This window comes from Paenibacillus sp. PK1-4R (assembly GCF_030369595.1).
Lineage (GTDB): Bacteria > Bacillota > Bacilli > Paenibacillales > Paenibacillaceae > Paenibacillus.
Genome location: NZ_CP126535.1, coordinates 1453264 through 1474508, shown reverse-complemented (window position 1 = coordinate 1474508; position 21245 = coordinate 1453264). Strand labels below are relative to the sequence as shown.

General features: G+C 45.7%; 19 protein-coding genes. 6 read left to right on the top strand and 13 right to left on the bottom strand.

Annotated features, from left to right (window positions below):
* Nucleotides 1–2: 2 nt before the first annotated feature.
* Entirely contained in the window at nt 3–1853 is a 1851-nt protein-coding gene (locus QNO02_RS06095; protein WP_289391442.1) for a DUF4127 family protein, read from the bottom strand.
* A 345-nt stretch (nt 1854–2198) separates the two neighbouring features.
* Between QNO02_RS06095 and QNO02_RS06090 the strand changes: the two genes are divergently transcribed.
* A complete protein-coding gene (locus QNO02_RS06090; protein ID WP_289391441.1) occupies nt 2199–2681 on the top strand; it encodes a hypothetical protein in 483 nt (160 codons plus the stop codon).
* Between the two features lie 95 nt (nt 2682–2776).
* On the opposite strand, the gene QNO02_RS06085 is transcribed toward QNO02_RS06090, so the two are convergent.
* The 7 genes from QNO02_RS06085 to QNO02_RS06055 form a co-directional block, all read right to left on the bottom strand.
* A complete protein-coding gene (locus QNO02_RS06085) occupies nt 2777–3727 on the bottom strand; it encodes a hypothetical protein (protein WP_289391440.1) in 951 nt (316 codons plus the stop codon).
* A 188-nt stretch (nt 3728–3915) separates the two neighbouring features.
* A complete protein-coding gene (locus QNO02_RS06080; RefSeq protein ID WP_289391439.1) occupies nt 3916–4551 on the bottom strand; it encodes a VOC family protein in 636 nt (211 codons plus the stop codon).
* Nucleotides 4548–5006, bottom strand: a complete 459-nt coding sequence (locus QNO02_RS06075) for a VOC family protein (RefSeq protein ID WP_249911575.1) — start codon at nt 5004–5006, stop codon at nt 4548–4550. The genes QNO02_RS06080 and QNO02_RS06075 overlap by 4 nt, the downstream gene beginning before the upstream one ends.
* A gap of 46 nt (nt 5007–5052) precedes the next feature.
* The gene (locus QNO02_RS06070; RefSeq protein ID WP_289391438.1) at nt 5053–5628 is read right to left on the bottom strand and encodes an NADPH-dependent FMN reductase; all 576 of its coding nucleotides are present in this window, start codon (nt 5626–5628) and stop codon (nt 5053–5055) included.
* A 188-nt stretch (nt 5629–5816) separates the two neighbouring features.
* Complete coding sequence (locus QNO02_RS06065; protein WP_289391437.1) at nt 5817–6551, bottom strand: response regulator; 735 nt, start codon at nt 6549–6551, stop codon at nt 5817–5819.
* 18 nt (nt 6552–6569) lie between these two features.
* Nucleotides 6570–8237 (bottom strand): GAF domain-containing sensor histidine kinase, encoded by a 1668-nt coding sequence (locus QNO02_RS06060; RefSeq protein ID WP_289391436.1) that lies wholly within the window; start codon nt 8235–8237, stop codon nt 6570–6572.
* Nucleotides 8238–8336: 99 nt separating this feature from the next.
* Entirely contained in the window at nt 8337–8819 is a 483-nt protein-coding gene (locus tag QNO02_RS06055; protein ID WP_017690187.1) for an ArpU family phage packaging/lysis transcriptional regulator, read from the bottom strand.
* 693 nt (nt 8820–9512) lie between these two features.
* Between QNO02_RS06055 and QNO02_RS06050 the strand changes: the two genes are divergently transcribed.
* From QNO02_RS06050 to QNO02_RS06040, 3 genes are all read left to right on the top strand, one after another.
* Nucleotides 9513–9956, top strand: a complete 444-nt coding sequence (locus QNO02_RS06050; RefSeq protein ID WP_082219000.1) for a helix-turn-helix domain-containing protein — start codon at nt 9513–9515, stop codon at nt 9954–9956.
* Nucleotides 9957–9998: 42 nt separating this feature from the next.
* On the top strand, nt 9999–10415 hold the full coding sequence (locus QNO02_RS06045; protein ID WP_017690190.1) for an ImmA/IrrE family metallo-endopeptidase: 417 nt from the start codon (nt 9999–10001) through the stop codon (nt 10413–10415).
* A gap of 172 nt (nt 10416–10587) precedes the next feature.
* Entirely contained in the window at nt 10588–12387 is a 1800-nt protein-coding gene (locus QNO02_RS06040; protein WP_289391435.1) for a 5'-nucleotidase C-terminal domain-containing protein, read from the top strand.
* A gap of 601 nt (nt 12388–12988) precedes the next feature.
* Here QNO02_RS06040 and QNO02_RS06035 read toward each other — a convergent pair.
* Together QNO02_RS06035 and QNO02_RS06030 are read right to left on the bottom strand one after the other, a co-directional pair.
* Entirely contained in the window at nt 12989–14770 is a 1782-nt protein-coding gene (locus QNO02_RS06035) for a proline--tRNA ligase (protein ID WP_289392695.1), read from the bottom strand.
* Between the two features lie 368 nt (nt 14771–15138).
* Nucleotides 15139–17085, bottom strand: a complete 1947-nt coding sequence (locus QNO02_RS06030) for an FAD-dependent oxidoreductase (RefSeq protein WP_289391434.1) — start codon at nt 17083–17085, stop codon at nt 15139–15141.
* A gap of 435 nt (nt 17086–17520) precedes the next feature.
* Between QNO02_RS06030 and QNO02_RS06025 the strand changes: the two genes are divergently transcribed.
* Complete coding sequence (locus QNO02_RS06025) at nt 17521–18192, top strand: 3'-5' exonuclease (RefSeq protein ID WP_289391433.1); 672 nt, start codon at nt 17521–17523, stop codon at nt 18190–18192.
* Nucleotides 18193–18249: 57 nt separating this feature from the next.
* Here QNO02_RS06025 and QNO02_RS06020 read toward each other — a convergent pair whose 3' ends face one another.
* The 3 genes from QNO02_RS06020 to QNO02_RS06010 form a co-directional block, all read right to left on the bottom strand.
* The gene (locus QNO02_RS06020; protein WP_165980359.1) at nt 18250–19221 is read right to left on the bottom strand and encodes a helix-turn-helix transcriptional regulator; all 972 of its coding nucleotides are present in this window, start codon (nt 19219–19221) and stop codon (nt 18250–18252) included.
* Nucleotides 19222–19372: 151 nt separating this feature from the next.
* Nucleotides 19373–20077 carry a hypothetical protein gene (locus tag QNO02_RS06015; RefSeq protein WP_091033957.1) on the bottom strand — a complete coding sequence of 235 codons (705 nt, stop codon included), beginning with the start codon at nt 20075–20077 and terminating at the stop codon, nt 19373–19375.
* A 207-nt stretch (nt 20078–20284) separates the two neighbouring features.
* Nucleotides 20285–20452 carry a hypothetical protein gene (locus QNO02_RS06010; protein ID WP_017690196.1) on the bottom strand — a complete coding sequence of 56 codons (168 nt, stop codon included), beginning with the start codon at nt 20450–20452 and terminating at the stop codon, nt 20285–20287.
* Between the two features lie 330 nt (nt 20453–20782).
* On the opposite strand from QNO02_RS06010, the gene QNO02_RS06005 reads away from it, so the two are divergent.
* On the top strand, nt 20783–21238 hold the full coding sequence (locus tag QNO02_RS06005; protein WP_036611459.1) for a hypothetical protein: 456 nt from the start codon (nt 20783–20785) through the stop codon (nt 21236–21238).
* The last annotated feature ends 7 nt before the right edge of the window (nt 21239–21245 follow it).

The following is a 21245-nucleotide window of genomic DNA, read 5'->3' as shown; positions in this document are numbered from 1 at the left end:
GTTTAGTTCAGTGTAACTTGCGGGTTCAACGTAATCTCAAATGCACGGCCCCAGATGAAATCAGGATTCCCATATTCCAGCAGCGCACTGCCATACGTCGCATAAGACAAATCACCATCACAGATCTCTTTGATCGCCACATTGCCTGTCTGGAACGCTGTTTTATTCGCAAGCGCTGTGGTATAAGTCTGCATCAAATCACGGAGCAATGTTTGCAAATGGGCATAGTCTTCCTCTGAGTTGAACAGCAACATATTTTGATCTGAAAGAGTAGCCACGTTGGTATACAGCGCATGGGCTCGGGAATATGTGCGGATCTCTGCAATCGCTACCGCTTTGTAATAATAATCCTTCAGGAAACGCTTAAACAACAACGAGCCATGCGCGTTCATCGCATCCCGCAACTTATGCTCATGCTTCTCTGTTGTGATCAACGCGTACCTCGACTGTCCCATGCCTACGGCAATACCGATCTTGTTGCCCGGTGTATTCCAGGCACTGTAACCCAGAACCCGTCCGGTATACGGACTGTTTAGCAACGCTTCAGCAACATCAACATTGGCTGGTCCTTTACCCACAAAATCAATCAATACCGAAGGCAGACCTTGCTCACTATTCAGCGTCAGTTGCTCCAACGCAGCTTGCACCTGATCCAGAGCGGTAATGGCAATAATCTCGATGTCGATGCCCGTGTTCTCTCCGGAATTACCCGGGTGACCCTTCGTCATACGATCCAGTTCGGAGGTCATGTCAAACGGGACAACTTGATCGGCTGATACAGCCACCAGCTGTTCATTTTCCAAGCCAGCACCCACATCCGTCACCACCTCAGGTTCAGGATATGCCGAATCCGCTACAAGCACACCACCTACAATATCCACATGACGAACCACATTTTCGTGTACATCCATGTATTCATACGTGTTGATGACGGTATTGCCGTGAGGACCAAAATATTTCACTGCGTAACGTGTCCTCGCCCCACCTCGGAACAACTGGTTAGCCATGCGAGCGACCAAAGCGTGCCCCAGACCATCTGCATCCGGCAGGATGATAGCACGATCCGGATTTTGTCCATTGGTTCCACCCAGCCATTCATTGATCCGCGCTTCTACATATTTGATTTCATTGATCTGAACACCCTGCGTGTTTGCATCGTCGACGCCAACCGCAAGGAAATCGATATAACCTGTGCGAGCCAGCTGATCCAGAATGTACAGATTTGTTTTGAATTTATGTTGTCTTGTATTGTAATACTGTTCTTTATCAAAATAGGTCGTTGTCCCATATTCCACCCCATCTGGGGACAGGTTATAACCTTCAATAATGTCCTCAAACTCAGTGTATGTCTGACGTGGCTGCTGCATCAACGCACGGGACTCATTATATGCATCGAGCGCCAAGCCATCTGCAAACGAGGTTGTAGCCAAACGCATGATGGTGTCCATTACGAATACGGATTTGCGTGGATATTTCTGCTTGATCACGCGAATCACATCCAGCAAACGCGTGGTCTCATCATCGTATTCTGGATAGGCGCCTCCTCCATCTTCGCGGAGCTGACGACTGCCAATCAGACCGCCATAAGCGAGCATATCGGATGAGATAATGAATCCGTCGACCTTGGCAGCATGTTTCAGAATAAAGTCGTGAATCTTGGACGGTTTGCCATAAACCGGCGTGGAGGTGCCGAGCAGCGTTGTGCCATCTACGGTTTTCTCCGAGTCCAGACGATTCTTAATATCACTCAGGTTCGGTGTAACGATATGGATACCGGCTGCTTTCCCTTGCACAATCACATCATCCAGATTCGCTGGACGATCATCCAGTGGAACATACAATACTGTTTTCATATCACGTAGCCTCCTGTTATCTGTTTAGTCTTTAATACCCGATCAGGGCAAGGATGCAATCACCGATTTAAAAAACCGGCCCCATGGCCGGTCTGTACTTTAGCGTATGAGCTGTCGGTGTGTCTTCCTTGCTGCTGATCCGATAATACCATTTTACCGCCTTTGCCCACTCGCGCTGATGGTAATCGGGATGAATTACGCCTGAATGTGGTCGTCTCTATGGCGGTTAAATGCCGATTTCTCGCGAGAAACTCCTATCGATAATCCAACCAAACCCATCCTGATGATGTTTATATGACATAAGTAGCTTTCAAATCCTACGAACAATAAAGGATGGATATGACCATGAAAAAAAGGTATTTCTTCTATCTTTGGATTGCTGTCACCAGTTATATGGCGGGCCCCGCTATGTATGCGTTGGCGATGTACATCTTATATCAGGAAACAGATGTTGTAACAACATCTCTCATTGGATGGACCGCGGCAACATTCTTATCCGTTGGTATCCTGTTTATCCTGATCACAGTCATTATGCTACGAGTGTTCAACATCTATTATTTTTGGCTGCAAACCCTGCTCTTCGAGTTGTTTTTCCTTCCCCTCGTCTATATGACTACTGTTCTTCTTGGGGCTGGCAACAGGGGACTGCCCAAGCTGTCCTTTCTATTTACGCCCGAAGGCATCTCCTTATGGATGTTCTGGGGGAGTATTGCACTTATGAGTTCCTGGGGAATATGGGCAGCGCGTCAGCCCGTACGAAAATCACCATACATGCTGGTGTCCAGAGTCATGCTGATCCTTTTTCTCCTTGAAATTTGGCCCCGTTAAAAAGGTTCAGGATGCCCACAATTCGGTAGACCAGAATAATGCCTACAAGGGGTGTCCGTCATGACGGACACCCCTTCTGAAATGTATGTTTTATCTCACGCGATGATATAACGAAAGTTCTCCCATGTTTCCGGTACAGACTCCCCGTTCTTCGCATGATGATAGAAGCTGAACGGGAATTTGAACACATGTCCTCCGTTCCAGTCACGGGAACGTCTATCGGTGAGCCAATATTCCAGCTCATGGGGGAGCGCCACTGATCGTTCCGCTCGTTCCAGTGGCAGCAGGTCTACGGGTGATTGCAATGTCGGCATCTCCTGTTCAATATCCACATCTCGGCTTAAGCGTAGTGCCTTCACCATGGTAAGGAAAGGCGGAATACCTTTGTGGAATAATGCCGGATAACCCAATTCATATAATATGTTAAGCGCATGTCCATAGGTCAGCATATGACCAATCAGATCATGATGTGCTTCCGCATGATATATGGTCTGGAACGCACCAAGCTCATCCAGAATCAGACGTGACAACTGAACTGGATCTTCGATCTCAGGAAAACCGTCGCTTTTTTCCGGCTTCAGACTGCGAATTTCTTTCAGCGTTGTGTTCATCCAAGATCTTCCCGGGATGGTTCGATCGAATGAATCAATCAGTTCAACCAGCCGACCAATATCCTCCGCAGTGCCCCATCCATCCAGTTCGCGAATAGCTTTCAGACTGATTGCCCCGTAGATGGCCTGGTGTCCAACCCAGTGCAGCTCTCCAATCGTTCGATCCAATGCGTCCGTAATACGCGCTTCGGCATCTTCCCTAGGCATTATCTCACCAATCGGAGAGGTCTGACCAGGGCTGATTCCATGCTGGCGAAGCATGGCTTTTGCTTCGGCGGTAACACTGCCGGCGGCAAGGGCAGTGAGACGATTTTCCCGTACCCAAAAATATGCCGCAATCGCACCCGCCCCATAATGGGCGTGCCATAGATCTCCTGTACGTTCCCGACTGGAAACGATAATCGATAGTCCCTCTTCCAACAAACGTCGATCCAAGCTTACCTCCACCCTTCATCATATGTAAGTCCATCAGAGAAACTATATAAGTTGAACTAAGATCTGTCCTCTCTGTTATCGTGTAAATTTAGTTCAACTTATATTTCCTAATTAATAAATAAAGCGTTTACTTCTATAACATGATGGAAATGCTCCACATATGCCCGTTTTACCCCGGAATGCAAAGTTTAGCCAATTCGAAGCTTGCCCACGCCACGGATGGATACTTCCAGGGGATAGATCTCTGCTTTTTGCTTGGAGAAAAACCACGTCCGATCCTTCTTCACCACAATAAATAAACCATGTACATCTCCTACAGGAGCAAAGGTATCACTAACCTCACCCCAGCGCGTGAGTCCAATCTGCTGAAGCTCATTCACCGTAGATAGAACATCCTCCGTCACCAGTCCAACTTCACACACCTGTAATATATCTTGAGTCGAGAAGTCATGGTCACTCTCGTTCTGAATACGATGATGAGCAATCAGCTCGATAATATTGCCTGCCGGATCTTCAAAATAGAGAGAATGAGAGTCCCAATTAGTAGAGTATGTCTCATCCCGATGTTCTTCCCTACTTAAAACAACACAAGATGCAGCCCACTGCTTTGCTTCCTTGAACCGATTCGTTGGAATCAACCAGGCCACATGATAAAAGGGCTCATGATCTGTTTCACACGGTTTGAAAATCATCTTTGTCCTTCCTACCTGCAGGTTGAAGGCCTGATCTGTCGCATTGGACACTTTCATTCCCAACGTATCGCGATAAAAATGCTTGAGGTCCTCCAGCCGTGTTGTATATAACTGTAATTCTTCGATCATCATACGGTCTTCTCCTGCATCTCCTCCCACTGACTCCACGGCACCATGCCTAGCTCAGGCTTCGCTTCATCCGGTAGCATGGCGATGAATTCAAGCGAATGACCATCCGGATCGGTAAAATACACAGATACCGCAGGCATCCAGCCGAAGACGTACAGTTCACCGATATCATCATCCAGGAAGTTGCTTGTCTTGATTCCTTTGTTCTCCAAGTGAGCCACTGCATGTTTCATATCCTCCAGAGATACATGAAAAGCAAAGTGCTGACGTTTCACCTCGGAAGGTTCCTTTTGCCACAATCCAAGCATGGCATTGCCTTTTCCACCAATCCAGTAGAAGGAGTTTCCACGTTCTTTCTGCCCGTAGGCATGAGGTAAACCCAGGACCGTTTCATAGAAATGATGGGATCTCTCCAGATCCGTCACGTTTAGATGTGTTTCAAATATGCCTGTAATCATAATGCTTAACCTCTTTTCCTTTTCCCAATTTCATCTTCGTTTGTCCTCAACTCATGATTGAATTCCGCGCATTCGTTAACGTCAGGGCCAGACTTAAAAACGATCCAATAACCCGCTGCACCCGGTCCTCTATATCCTGACTACCTTCGTACTCTTCGTATCCGTCAAATGTTGCTTCGAATCGTCTACGCTGCGCACCACCAATGGAAATCCACTCCTGGGCATTGATGCCATGCAGATTGCGAACAATCGCTTGTAGTTGTAAAAGCGAACTTACCCCCACCGCTCCACCAGAGGAGCTGATGGACAGGACGGGCTTGCCGCTGAAATGAGCCTGACTCAGGTGATCCAGTGCATTTTTGAGCACACCGCTAATACTGCCGTGATACTCTGGTGTAGACAGGATGATGGCATCTGCCGCGAGCATACGTGTGTTCAGGTCTGCCAGATGTTCATGATCCGCCTGCTTTTCATCTGGTGCATAGAATGGAAGTGGTGTCTGATACAGATCAAACAGGCTGGCCTGATGTCCCTGACCGCGAATAATCTCCACAGCATACTCTCCCAGACGTGTACTGGTTGCATTGTTCCGATTGCTGCCTGCCAAAATAACAATATTCATTCATGTCACTCTCCTTGGTTTTTTAATAATTTAAACTCTCATGTTTCAACCGATCTGTTATTTCTACTCTTATCTTACCTTTCTTTTGCATCCAAATCGTCAGCAGATAGACTTAACTTGAAATACCAAAAAACTCAACCTTTAGGTTGAGTTTATACGACTTAAGTATGAACATATGTCGGAATTGGTCACACGACCCAGCCATTTCTTACGGCATGAAGAGCCGCTTGTGTCCGATCCGCCAGTCCCAGTTTGTCGAGCAGATGACTGACATGTGTTTTGACCGTTTTTTCGGTGATGACCAATTGAACTGCAATTTCCTTGTTGCTCAATCCTTGAGCAATCAGCCCCAATACCTCTTGTTCACGGCGAGTAAGCATATCCGGACCACCAAAGGATGTATCATTTGATTTTCCAACCTGCTTCAGCTCTTGAATTTGACTGTCTGCTGACTGATCTGTCGGTATATGCTGTGGTTGCTGTTCATTTATAGACCAATCGGATGAAGCCATCACATGCATCAATTGACCTGCTGCGGCGGGATGCAATTCTACCTGACCTGCATGCACATTGCGAATGGCCACAGCCAGATCCTCCGGTTCAATATCCTTGAGTAGATATCCTTTCACCCCTGCGCGCACAGCAGGAACGACATGATCCTGATCCGAAAACGATGTGAGCACAATAATTCGCGTTCCTGGCATTAATGCACGCAGCCGTCTGGCTGTTTCGATTCCGTCCATGACCGGCATATGCAGATCCATTAATACCACGTCAGGTTTTAACAATTCCGCCTGCGCCAGAGCTTCCTGCCCGTTCGATGCTTCACCAACAACTTCCATGTCTTGCTGTGTGGTCAAAAAAACGTGCAGCCCTCGTCTCACCATCGCATGATCATCTGCGAGCAATATCGTAATCGGCATCTCTTCTTCCCCCTGACTTTATACAGATTCGAACGGAAGTGGAATGACTGCCGTTACTGTTGTTCCCTTGCGGGGAGAACTCACTATTTCTAAGCTGCCCCCGAGCGATTGGGCCCGTTCCTTCATAATGGACAGGCCAAGCGAGCTTCCAGACGACACTTTTGGCCTGTTCGCACCACCTTTTCCCTGATCTGTGACGGTGAACACCACTTCATGATCACTTAACTTGAGGGTGACCTCAGCAGAAGAAACATCAGCGTGTTTCCGTACATTATTCAGCGCTTCCTGTCCGATTCGCCACAATGCTTCTTCTATATTACGCGGTAAAGACCGCGTTCCCGTCCGATTCATCACCACTTGAAGCCCCTGGCTGGTGCCGTATTCCTGTAGCGCATGGAGCAGCCCTGCTTCCAGTCCCGCGGGACGGAGCTGCATAATCAATGCGCGCATTTCCTTGAGAGCCTCCTGAGACAAAGCCCGAATATCCTTCATCGCTTCCGCTGCCGGGTGCAGCTGCTCGGAGCCGGATAACATACTTTCCGCGCCTTTAGCCGTTAACGACAGTGAAAATAAAATCTGATTAACCGAATCATGCAGATCGCGAGCCAACCGGTTCCTCTCTTCGAGTCGTGCCAGTTCGCGGCGATTCTCCGCCAGCTTCAGACTCTCCCATGAGGCAGCAATATGTTCAGCCACTGCCTCCAGCACTTCACGGTCCGCCTGCGCAGGACCTGATGTTCCTATTCCGATCACCAGAATCCCCGTTTCCCCTGGCGTATGGTATGGAAGGGGAGCAGCAATTCCCGAGGCAATGGAATTCATAGTCTCGTCAGGCTTGCACAAGGTAAATATCTCAGCGATCTCTGTCCCAGACAAAGATGTTACACGATGACTATTGATTATATGGTTAATGTGGCTCGTCACTTCTGAAGATAACGGAGTACTTGATAACGTTCGAACCTTATCATCTGCATAGGCTGCCTGCAAAACGAACATTCCGTTTTTCTGCTGAATAATTGTAGCAAAAGGCCAATCATAATGCTGCCCAAGCAGCTGTACAACTTTTAAAGAAAAAGTATCAGAATTGCTGCATTCGTTCACTGCAAGACCCAAGGCCGTGCTGAACTCCCCCAGCTTGGCATACAGATCAGCCCGTCGCTGCTCCGCACGATACAATCTCATCCGTTCTATCGCACTACCAATCTGGTATGCCACGCCCTGTAACAGTGCCAGTTCACTGTCGCTGAAATGTTCCTTGGCTGGCGCAGCCACGTTGAGCAGGCCGAGCATCTTCTCACCTGATCTTAACGGGACGGTTGCATGGTGGGTAATATCATGGGTATCTCCCCATTGGAATTCAACGGCATCCTCCAGCCGTTTACAGTTAATGATGTTGACCGCATGATTGAGTTGACCATCCTTAAAGCGGTTCACACACCAGCAGGTACCCGTTCGCATGGGCTCTTTATCTTTACGCAGTAATGCCGGGGGCAGATTGTAATCCGAAACACAGGTATAGTCTCCACGTTCATTAATCAGAAACATCCAGCCTGCCGTTAATCCGGTCAACTCCAGTAATTTGCCGACCACGGTATCCAGCATTAAGTTCAGATCATTGGACGTATTGAGCGTTTCCGCGATTGTCTTCAACGTGATCATTTCCTGCATTCCGACTTCTTCCGACATCGCAGACTTCTCTCCTTTGGCTGTGCCAACTGTGGTTTGTTCAACTATTGTAACCAATCCACCCTGGATATTAAAGGATCAACTTCTTCAATCGCTCACTCAGCCCAGCTTCTGTCGCTCTTTGCGGGACACAGACAAAGGCTCCATATTAATCAGACCTCGATCTGACAGAGCCAGCGCCATTTTGTAGAAAGCACGTGTACGAATCTTCGTATACGTATCCTTGCTGACAGGCGGATCAAACACATGGTTATACACTTTATAGTCAAACACATCATCGTCTTTCAGATATCGTTCACAGACGAGTACACGTTCCTTTTCACTCAGCCGGGATACAACAAAATCAATCGTATCGCAGTATGCCTGACGTGCGCGCTGCACGTCCACATTGTAGATCGCCGTTCTCGCCGTGGAATCACCCGTCACATTGGTTGCACCGTGGAAACGCTCGGCATAACTTGCCGTCACCATAACCTCTCGTTCTTCAAATGCTATGGTTTTATAGATTCGGTATTTTTCCAGTGCAGCTTCAACAGCTGTTTGCGTTTTGCGTCGGTCCAATTCGGGCAGCATCAATTCCATATTTATCTTCCTCCTTTAGTATTCTTCATATCACTCACTCTATCGTTCACGTCATGTTGTTTTGCAATCGTTCTTTGCACGATGGCAAAACGCTCTTATTCATAGAGTTGTCCAGTTTTCCAAAAAAGTAACGACATTTTTTTAATTTCCCCCTGTTGCCTTTTGGAATCACTCCAAACTGCTATAATCCGGGGAATTCAACTTTTCAGAAGGTGATTACAAAACACACGCTCTGCCTCAACTTTACATTTTGTTCGTATAGTGTTCGTATTTCTATTTGAGGATACCACTTTCTGGAGATCGGAGTAAACCTTCATTTTGGTTCGTTTTGACGATAAAATAAAACCTTCGCTCTCATTTCCTATGCCTTTTGGCATAATTGTTTCATATCTCTTTACCTAATGGTATATATACGTTATAGTACTGTTTAATTAATGAACTTCCGTATAAGTCATTTGATTTTTATAAGTTAAGATGTGGATTAGATATGCACGTTAACGGAGAGGACAGAAAGAACCTGAAGAAGCGAAGCGTTCGCCTTTATCACCGAAATTCCACCTATGAAGATATACATTCAGGAAATTCGGGGATAACAGCGATCGGAAGGTTGTTCTGTCATCGGAGTGATCTGTGCAGCACGAGCTCTCTTAATTTATAACTCAAGCACTTGTACGAATCGAAGGAGTTGGCATAATTGTGGAGCACGCTTTTGGTCCTTATATGAAACAACTGCGCGAGCAACAGGGATACAGCATCAATCAGCTCGCCGAAGCAGCCGGAATAAGCAACTCACAGATTTCACGTATTGAGAATGGGGTCCGGGGTGTGCCGAAACCAGCGACCATCCGCAAGATTTCAGATGCACTCTCGGTGCCCTATACAGAGATGATGAAGCAAGCCGGTTATATTGAACCAGGGAGTGCTGCTGAACTTCAGGACGTGCCGGAATGGGCTACATACAAAGACCGTCGTGATTTCAAAAAGATGCTGGAGGACGATGATGATCTGATGTTTGACGGCATTCCACTCGATGAAGAGGACAAGAAACGAATCAAGGATGTACTGACAGGTCTGTTCTGGGAAGCCAAACAGATGAACAAACGCAAAAAGACAGACGAATCGGACAATCGCCCATGAGGCATGACCCACTGAATTTAATGAGGCAGCAGGTGAGATCATATGGATGACATCGTAACAAAGCTGATTCGAAAACACCGGACCAACTGCCCTTTCAGCATTGCCCGCGCGGTTGGAATACAGATTCGTTTCACCAATTTGGGGAAGTCCACCAAGGGACTCTACTTTCGCAAGCTCCGGCGCAGGTTTATCGTCATACACAATGATTTGCCGCCGGAATGGCAACGGTTCGTGTGCGCCCATGAGCTTGGACACGACCGGCTTCATAAAGGGATTAATCGATTCTTTCTGGAGGAACATTCCTATTTTGCTCCAGGCAAGCTGGAAAGACAGGCCAATCGTTTTGCCATTCAATTGCTAACCTCAGGAGTGATGCCTGAACCCGATGAATCTTTGGAGAAATTTTGTTTACGTACCGGACTGCCGCGTGAAGCGCAGCATTTTTTTTACACACTTTAAGAACATACGTTCTTTCAGAAGATTATATTTTCCAACAGCAGATTTACATGTCACTTTCAGGTTACGTATTTTTACGTAATTCGCGAGATTTCCTAATAATAGTCTGTTAAAATACTACGTGAGCTATGTAAACGCTCAAGTAGATTATTATTTGGGGAGGTTTCGGATTCATATGAAAATCTGGAAGAATTACGTTTCACTTCTGCTAACGGTCTGTTTGCTGTTTGGCAGTGTAGGTATTGCCTCAGCTGCAACGGATACCACTCCGGGCACAGGTAAACACATTACCATTCTACATACGAATGATACGCATGCCCGTGCAGTTGAATCTTCACCTGCTATGGGTTTTGCCAAAGTAGCTGGAATCGCTGACAAATATCGTAGCGAAAACCCTAACACACTCTTGCTCGATGCTGGAGATGCTGTGCATGGTACAACATTTGCCACTCTTGTGAATGGTGAGAGCATCGTGAAAGTCATGAATGAAATGGGATACCAAGCCATCGTACCGGGTAACCACGAATTCAACTACGGTTCGGATCGTCTGATCGAACTGGCAGACATGATGAACTTCCCCATGCTGAGTGCCAATGTGAAGAAAAAAGACGGAACACGTCTCTTCGATCCTTACCTCATTAAAGAGGTGGATGGCGTGAAAATTGGTATCATCGCTTTGACTACACCGGAAACGTTGTACAAAACAAATCCAAAAAATGTAGAAGGTCTTGATATTACAGATCCATCTGCAGAAGCCAAAGTTCTGGTGAACGAGATCCGCAGTAAAGTAGATGTTGTTGTGGTATTGGGACACCTTGGTCAAGATGCGTCCAGCACGGATACTAGCTTTAAAGTTGTTAAAGAAGTTCCTGGCATCGATGTATTCATCGATGGTCACAGCCACACTGTACTGCAAGATGGCCTTGTATCCGATAATGGAACATTGATTGCAAGTGCAGGAGAATACACTAACTACGTAGGTGTCATCGATCTGTGGGTAGACGGTGGTAAAGTAACGAAAAAACAAGCAACATTAATTGATGAAACTGAAGCAAAAGACATCAAACCGAATGAGAAAGTCGCGACTCTCGTGAACTCCATTCAAAAAGAACAAGAACCTATTTTGAAAGAAGAAGTAGCCAATACAGCTATTCTGCTGGATGGTAAACGTGAACAGGTACGTGCAGGAGAAACTAATCTGGGTGACCTGCTTGCAGATGCCATTCGTGATGTCAGCAAAGCCGATATCGCATTGACTAACGGTGGTGGTATCCGTGCTTCCATCGAAAAAGGTATTGTAACCAAAGGTGATATCATCACAGTGCTTCCTTTTGGTAATCAAGTGGTAACCCTTGAAGTGAAAGGGTCCGATATTCTGGCTGCCCTTGAAGTCGGTGTAGGTTCCTACCCCGAACCAAGCGGTGGATTCCCGCAAGTATCTGGTATCAAGTTCAAAATCGACACTTCCGCTGCAGAAGGTAACCGTGTACATTCCGTAACCGTGGGTGATAAAGCCCTTGATCCGGAAGCAACGTATACACTGGCAACCAATGATTTCACAGCTGTTGGTGGTGACGAATACACCATGTTTGCCAAATATCCAACTACGGGTATGTATGGCGCGCTGGACGAAGCATTGATCAATTACATGCAGAAGCTTGGCGCTGTAGACATCAAAACAGATGGTCGGATCAGTGAAGCGGTAAAACCTGCAGTAGAGCCGGAAACTCCTGCAACAGAAACACCAGCTCCAACCAAGCCAAAACCAGAAACACCAAAACCGGAAAAACCGTCTAAACCAACACCAAGCAAACCAGCTCCAGCCAAACTGCATGTTGTGAAATCCGGAGATTCCCTGTACTCTATCTCCAAACAATACGGCACAACTTGGCAGGCATTGCAAAAGCTGAACAATATCAAAAATCCACACTGGATTTATCCAGGTCAACAATTGAAATTGCCTGCAGCTTCTTAAGCTCAGCAAAGCAAAGTGCATATAGGCATGATTGCTTATATGGTGCAACAACATTACGAATCTATCTTGTCACAACAAAAAGGGTGTCCCTCAGGCCAGATTACTGGTTAAGAGGACACCCTTTTGTATCTCCGTTCTTAAACATCAATCCACATCAGATACTTGAACATTTCCTGTGGACATATCCTGCTGATCCTGACAATCATCTGAGGCAAAAATAAATCCCAGCTTGGCCATAACGGACCAACTTTATCATGTGCCTTCGACACCGAACTATATAAAAACTCTCCGGAATTACCGTATTCATGCGCTTATTGTACATTTAATTTCGACATCTCTGTCTTCTCAACATTGCATACTTGCACATAAATCCACCTGCGTATAATCATCTTCAAATCCTTAATCATAAAATCATTTGTATACTAAATACATATGTCCAAATATAGTTATTTCGTATGATATCACTCATAAAATCCTACCAAATTGCATGCCTATAGCCCTCTTTTTCATGCTCTCATTGGAATTTCAGCAATCAAAATCATCTACCGCATCATATTCGGTACTATTATATGAACTCATATAATTAGAAAATCCCCTGAATTTAGGAAGTGAGTTGTTCCTTCACATAAAGCACAGCCTCCTGTGCGGTCAAAGCGATTCGTTTCGATTCACCTGATGCTGCAAGTGCGTGTGATCCCAGTTCAACCTGTCCTTCTGCTGCTCCTCGGCCAATAACGATCTGCACAGGCAATCCGATCAGCTCTGCATCCTTGAATTTCACACCCGGACGTTCATCCCGGTCATCAACCAATACGGTGAAACCGCCATCGATTAATTGTTGTTCCAGTTCGAGGGTGAGCTGACGCTGCTGCTCATCCTTCCAACTTACTGTAATCAGATGCACATCATAAGGCGCAACAGCGGCAGGCCATCTTATGCCATCATCTCCTGCATACTGCTCAGCTATTGCGGCCATCAGGCGGGATACGCCAATGCCGTAACACCCCATGACGGGCGCACACTGGCGACCATTACGATCCAGGAATGAAGCGCCCATGGCATCACTATATTTTGTTCCCAGTTTGAAAATGTGTCCAACCTCAATACCTTTGGTAAACACAAGCGGTGATCCACATGTTGGACAAGCATCCCCTTGAGCAGCAAAGCGAATTCGTTCTACTCGCTCCAATGCAAAATCAATGCCTGGGCGTACGCCGGAAACATGCACATCCACTTCATTGGCTCCTGTAATTGCACTCTTCATCACTGCCACGTCAGCGTCCACTACCATCGGCAGATTTAGTCCAATCGGACCCAGGAATCCTACCTTCAGATTTGGATGTGCCGCAATGGCTGCATCGTCTGCAAGGATGAGTTCCTCTGCCCCCAACACCTGCTTTAAAGCGATGTCATTCAATTCATGATCTCCACGCACAAGCGCAGCGACGAGCTGACCATCCGCCACATAAAGCAGCGTTTTGATCATATGTTCAGCCCCTTCGCCCACAAAGGAACTTAACTCTGCGATCGTACGAACGCCAGGTGTGGAGATGCGTACTACATTTTCCGCTCCTGAATGTTCATCCGTTTGAATGGAGTCTGAACTCGCAAAGTCGGCTGGAACTTCCAAGCTTCCTTCTTTTTTCTCAATATCTCCAGAAGTCTGATAATCCGCTTTCTCCAGATTCGCAGCATATCCACAATGTTTGCAGGTTACAATCGTGTCCTCACCCACATCAGCAAGAGCCATGAACTCGTGTGTTTCCCCTTGACCGCCAATCGTTCCTGCGTCCGCCTCAACACGGATATAGTCCAAACCACAACGCTCCAGAATGCGACTATAAGCCGTGTTCATCGCCTGATAAGTCCGATCAAGCTCTTCCCAGTCCGAAGCAAAAGAGTACGCATCCTTCATGATGAACTCACGTCCACGCAGCAATCCAAATCGAGGACGGCGTTCATCCCGGAACTTGGTTCCGATCTGGTACAGGGTGAATGGCAGCTTACGATACGAACTCACCTCGTCCCGCGCTAAAGCGGTTACGACTTCCTCATGTGTTGGTCCAAGAGCAAATTCCCGTGCATGACGATCCTTCAGACGCATCAATTCGGGACCATACTGTGTGTATCTTCCGGATTCTTCCCACAACTCCGCAGGCTGCATAATTGGCAGCAACACTTCCTGACATCCCGCACGATCCATCTCTTCACGAACGATCCGTTCAACATTTAACAATATACGCCGTCCAAGGGGCAGGTAACTGTAAATTCCCGCAGCAAGTTGGCGAATCATACCGGAACGCAGTAACCAGCGATGTCCCGCCGCATCTGCCTCCGCTGGCGCTTCACGTAATGTTGGGACAAGCATTTCACTTTGACGCATCATAACACACTCCTAATCTTCCTTTTTGTTATCAAATACGGCGCATAAACAGCAAAAAGACACATCCGTCAAGGGACGAATGTGTCGTGGTACCACCCTTATTTAACTGCAAATTAATCCGTTCGCAACCTATGCGATCTGTAACATGCAGTCCTACGGGGCATAACGGGCCCTGCCGGCGGAGGTTGCAACCCTGTATGGGCATTCTCTTCCGCAGCTCGCGAGGTAGGAATTTATGAAGCAGCTACAGGAACCTTGCACCACACTGTCCCCTCTCTGTTGAAGCTGGCTTGCACAATCATGTCCTCGTTATAACGCTGTTATCATTTTTGACCACATTAGTTCATTTACAAGTAATTGTCAACCAATTAGTCGAATACAACTCCAGAATAATACTCCACTACATCACGAATGAGCATAAACGCATCCCCATTGGTAAGATTGTTCTTGTCAGCAATGCCAGCAAGCGTGTCATCACTTATAAAGTTTTGTGTTTGCAATTGAGCAAGTGCCTGTTCAAGTGAAGTTTCAGTTTCTGAAGATCCCATTGCCAGACATAACATATACGCAGCCTGATCCAACGTTAAAGGTAGGGTTAAGGCATTCTCCATATTTGCTAGAGCTTGGTCGGCACTGCCTGTGTAGGCTTCTGGAAACATCGCTTGCATTCTTTTCAATTTACTTAAAAATCGTTCTGGATTCATTCCTTTATCCAGTTCCCAACCATCGTTATTATAATTGCCTGAAGTCATATACATACTCGCTGCAGCCAATAATCCCTTGTAATCCTTATGCTCCATGTAATCAGGCTGCTCGAAACGATGTACTTTCAGATCCATACCCTGATTCTCCAGCATCGTACGTAGTTCAGATGCTCGCTCTTCTGAAGTTGAGAGTTCGCGGAAGGACTCCTTATGGATATATGCCAGCTTGACCGCTGCCCCTGCTGCTTCTCCCTCTGCCATTCCCAGTGGGACAACTCTTGCACTACCGTGTGGGATTGTATCATAACTTGCTGCACGTCCAACGACGAGCAAACCATCAACCTTTAGCGGTACGAGCGAGCGAAAGGGTACACCATATTGAATTGGACTCAACATAATCGTGCCGGGATTTCCAACACTCGTGCTCTGAATATCAATATCGTATGAACCGTATCCAATGGCATCCCAATGATCACGATTTTCCATGACATCAGCTAATGTTAATCGGTACTCGCCATAGATATGACGTGACTCCCTCACATAAAGTTCGTTCGCTGTTCCAGCATATTGTAGCCCTGCAAATTCATCATAATTTTTCTTCAGAAAATCAACAATTAGCGGGGCTTCCTTACGCCCGATTTCCAGACCTTTTTTCACAGATATCGGATCTAACGGATCTACCCCAAAGATTTGCATCGTATTAATCAAGATTGTATCATCATTTTGTCTTCCGATATTCAGACTGCGAATCTTAATATATTGTGGATTGGAGGATTCATATTTTCTAGCATCACCGTACCCCCAAGCACTCATCTTATCAACCCCGGTTCCCTCTCTTTCCCTAAACTTTTGCCATACCTCATCAGTAACACCGCTTAGCTTGAATACAAGCGTAGAGACCATTTTGGATTTACCATCTCCAATATCTTGTCTACCTATGGAGTATGGAACTCCTGCAGCGGCTGCAATATCCGCATCTTGCGTTGCATCAATGATGGAGCGGGTTGAGATCTGAACAGTTGTTCCATCTTCTTTAGTTATACTCATACCCGTTATTGTCGTGTGATCTCCCGTAGATTGTTCAGTAAGTGGAACTAATTCCTTAGCATTCATCAACAGGTCAATATTAGGTTCAGAACGAACCATCCGATAGAAAATGTTAGCCGCTGTATTGGTATCAAATGAACTACCCTCGATCTGGTCAAACCATTCCTGGAAAATGCCTTTGTTCAAAAAGTCAGGCTGCCGTAAACTACTCAATAACTGCGGTTGTTCAGGGGAATAATTTAGATCCAGCGTATTAAGGCCTCCCTCGGTCAACAATCCTCCCAACATGTTGCGATCTCTTGCTTCCACCAGCAATACACGCATCCCATTACGAGCAGCTGATAAGGCAGCGGTAATACCTTCCGGATCCGTTCCAGCTACAATAACGTTATAGGAATCTTTCAGGTTTAGTGTAGATTGCACGTCCTCCAAAGGCTGCCATACATAATTATTATTAAATTTATAATTCTTGTTCCAAATATAGAATGCACCATATGCAGCGCTCATTAAAACAATAAACACACTAGCTGTAATTGCTGTTATTTTCAATTTTCTACTAATCAAAGAAACAAACCTCCATATGTACTTTAAATTCAATAATACTAACTCGTGAAGTAGTTTTCCTATGTTATACCAACAACCGACTAACTTTTTCTCCTTTCCTACATGAGTATGCCATAAATAATAAAAAACTCCCCAACACTTCAAACGGTGTTAGGAAGTTTTGATAATAAGACGGAAAGTTCTACTTTTATGTTGCCATAGATACAAACAAAATATAGGAAAGTCCCTAACTTTCCTCATTATAACGACCACTTTTTGTGAAGTAAAGACTTACCAAAACCGGAAATGTATCAGAAAGATCATTAAACACTCAGACTGTCCGTTCATCCTGACTACAATGAATTCTCTAGCGATGGCTGACATGGCAGCACGTTCCCTGTAATATAGAGAAATAGAAATCTATCACAGGTATTAATTGATAAAGGAGCTTGTCCTATGCCATATATCATATATGATCTTGAATTCACAGTAAGCCGCAATACTCGCTATTCTTCTGAAATTATTGATATCGGTGCCGTCAAAGTTACGGAAAGTGCGGATGGATTGGTCGTAACGGGTACGTTCCATACGTATGTTCGTCCTTCCAATAAGTCTGTTCTGTCCACTGACACGATTCAGTTTACAGGTATCACACAGAAAGATATTGATGCAGCCCCTCTTTTTCCGGCAGCATTAAACCAATTCATTGCCTGGATGGGAAGTGACCCCTATTACATGTGTTCCTGGGGACCCGATGACCGCAGCAAACTGATCTCTCATTGTCGCACCCATCAACTTGATGTGGCCTGGATCACCAATCATAACGACCTCCAGCAACAATGGTCCCGCACCGTTCGTAAAGAAGGTAAGTTCCGTCAACTCGGACTCGCTCAGGCTCTTGAAATCTGCGGAATTGAATTTGATGGTACCCAGCACCGTGCTTTGGATGATGCCATCAATACAGCCAAGGTGTTTATGCATCAATTTGACCGTTTCACTCTGGAAAACAACTGTGCAGCCGATGATGAGGGCATTACTTCCAAGGTTGTCTATTCCAGCTCCACAGAAGATGAAGAAAAAGAATCTCCATTTGGCAATCTGGCAAGCCTTTTCAAAACCAAAGAGTAACCGTCCACAGCACAGTACTTAATCGTGTCTTGGCTTAGGATGGATGGCATTCTAATCTCAACTTTTATTGTACATTTGTTGCCAATAGTTTAGGCGTTCTTTCATCTTGATGCGGCAGATCTCAGGTTCGAGAATTTCCGCATCAGGTCCATATTTAGATATCCATACGAGAAATTCGTCAACATCACTTAATATGGCTTCAAATAACAGGCTACCTTCCGGTTCAATGGTTAGGATGGGTCGCATAAAAAATTGCTCCTGCATCACACGCTCCACAGCATGGGGTGCAAATCGAATTTTGAACGCAGTCCACTCCGTACTTCCCTCGTATGCCCAAGGAATGCGGAAGTGTGATTGCATCAGATAATCCTCTTTGCGAAACGTGCGTGGCAATATCCGTATCTTTTGCAGCCGGCTCACCTGAAATATTCGAAGTTTCTCCGACAGGTGACAATACCCTAACAGCTCAAATCTGTATTCACGAGGGATAAGACAGTAAGGATCTATACGTACGATCCCTTTTTTACCTTGAGACAGATACTCCCCTTCAATGGTGTTCTGTGAAATGCCAGCCTGAAGCAGGGTAATCATGGATTGATTCTGCGAATCGTTGTTTTCATTTTGCCATGCGGGCAATCCCGCTTTGAACAATCCACTAATTTGCTCCGACCATTCCACTCGTTCTGTTTTGTTTTTCTGACTCGAAGCAACCACTTTCTCATAAGCGCTCTCAAAAGCAGGTTTCAGCAAAGGACGAATATTCTCCATAACTTCAGCAAGATGCATGAAAGCTTGAGCTTCTTCATCAGACCAATTTAGCGGATACATGGCAAATTGGCTGATAAACATGTACCCTTGTCCGTGTCCCATATTGGCGATCGGGATATGCATTGCACTGAGGGCCTCCATGTCGCGGTATATCGTCCTTTCCGTCGTCTCGCATCGCTGGGCGAGCTCACGTGCCAGTATGCCCGGCTTGGCCTGCACCAGTGTGATAATGCGCATTAATCGGATTAGTCGGTCTGTCATTTTGCCGGACCCTCCACGATGTTGTTTCAATAAATTTGATACAACTCCATCCATTGTTTAATATGATATTGATACATACATTCGACCTTCTCCTAAACTTCACCTTCAAATATGTAGACTCTCTCTATACCGTTACCATCTGAAATCAACCCTATTCCCCTAATATCTTTTTTTCACGATCATGATATCCTGTTGTAAAGGTGATCCCGTAGTGATAACGCAGCTTTTCAACGATCTCGGCTTCTGCGTAATAGTCCAGATCTTGCTTCCGCGCAGCTTCAATTAACAACGCATCAGCATGGCGACGCAACATATTACTTCCCTCCTGAACCCGGCCTCTTTCGTAGGCGCGCAGGGCTTGTTTGATCAGGGGCACGGTTTCACTTAATTTGATCGTCTTCTCCACCTTGGGATCTTCCGGTTGGCGCAACATGCCCAGATGACTGGTGTACTGAATATACAACTGTTCTCTTCGTAACAATACACGTTGACTTTGCTTCAACTTCCTTGTGCTCCAGTAGGCTGAACATACGGCAGCTTTTCCTGATACACGGGGTCCCATGACGAATTCAAGCAAAATTTGTTTACTTTCTCCCTTGTACATATCCCCAAGCCTCAATAACCAGCCAATATCCGTTTCTTTGGAACGACATCCATAGATGCCTTTTAGCTGCACTCCATATTCCGGTTTGAGCAAAAGTTCCAAATCTCTTGATACAATTTTGGGTGCTATTTTCCTAAGTCTTTTGGCAGGGGCACCGTTACGCCACTCTACCATCATATATACGGGGTCGGCTCCCCCTGTCGGTATGGCCTCTTTATTCCACGAATAAGATACTTCAAAGACTGAGTTCACTGGTAGTCTCTCCCCCGATTTATATGTATTATCTTCTAAGTTATCAGGGTGAATGGACACTATATTGTCACGGAACACATGTTCTCATTAAATTTTTCCAATATATTAGTTTTATATCCCTAAATCCGTCTCAATACGACAATAAACGACGAAAAAGCCTGGCACTAGGCCAAGCTTATCAATCACTTATCTATGACAAGTCCCAAATTAAACAGTAGGATGATCGATTCCCATTTTGTGTAAATATTGTACACCATCTGCTTCGTTTACCGGTGCATAGGTGACACTGTCAATGACCAGCTTACGCCCTACTGGCTCTCCATTCACAGTGATCATGATTGTTTTGGTTGATGTGTTCTGATCTGTTGTGTACATATGTTTCTACTCCTTCATGTTCACGATCTTATATTCAATCGGATATATTGGTATCGTTCATTAAATTGCGCATTTGTGAATAGCATGCACCCGGAACTGAAGTAAAAGATCTGTAAAACGGTCCGGTGTGCTTGCCTATCGTTCTATTACCCCACAGATTTGTAAGTTAAACAGCCCTGTTCCTAAATAATTTTAAATATTTCGGGTAATAAAACGATATCATCTTGAACCCATCGTCCCGGTTTTGACGTATAATGTAAGAGCCGTATTTCAACAATAGACGACGAATTCGGCGATTGATCTATCTAACCGAAGAAAGAGGTGTTAACGATGCCAAAATCCATTCAGGGTTATTTCATTCGGGTGTTATTCACCACATGCATTCTATTTACCGTTTCGATCGCTTCAACAGTAAGTGCAGCCAGTGCCAATATTTTTACGGATATATACAGCGGATGGGAGCGAGTCTCCGAACTTCCCGGAGAAGTGAACGCTCTGCAGGAAAGTTATAAGCAAACGATGGAGCAACTAAATCAAACGTCCGCTCAGTTGGGACAAGCCCAGGCCAATGTCGAAGCATTTAAGACCCAGAACGAACAACTGCTGGCTCAGAACCAGAAACTCACTGAAATGGTAAGTAAATTACAGGACGACCAGAATGCCAAAGCAGCTACCACCAAACGAATTCAGACGACGATCATCACTGTCGTTTCTCTCATATTGGGTTACTTTGTTCTGATTCGTGTGATGCGCTGGGGAATGCGTCGCCGTTCGGGCCGAGTATAAAAGAACA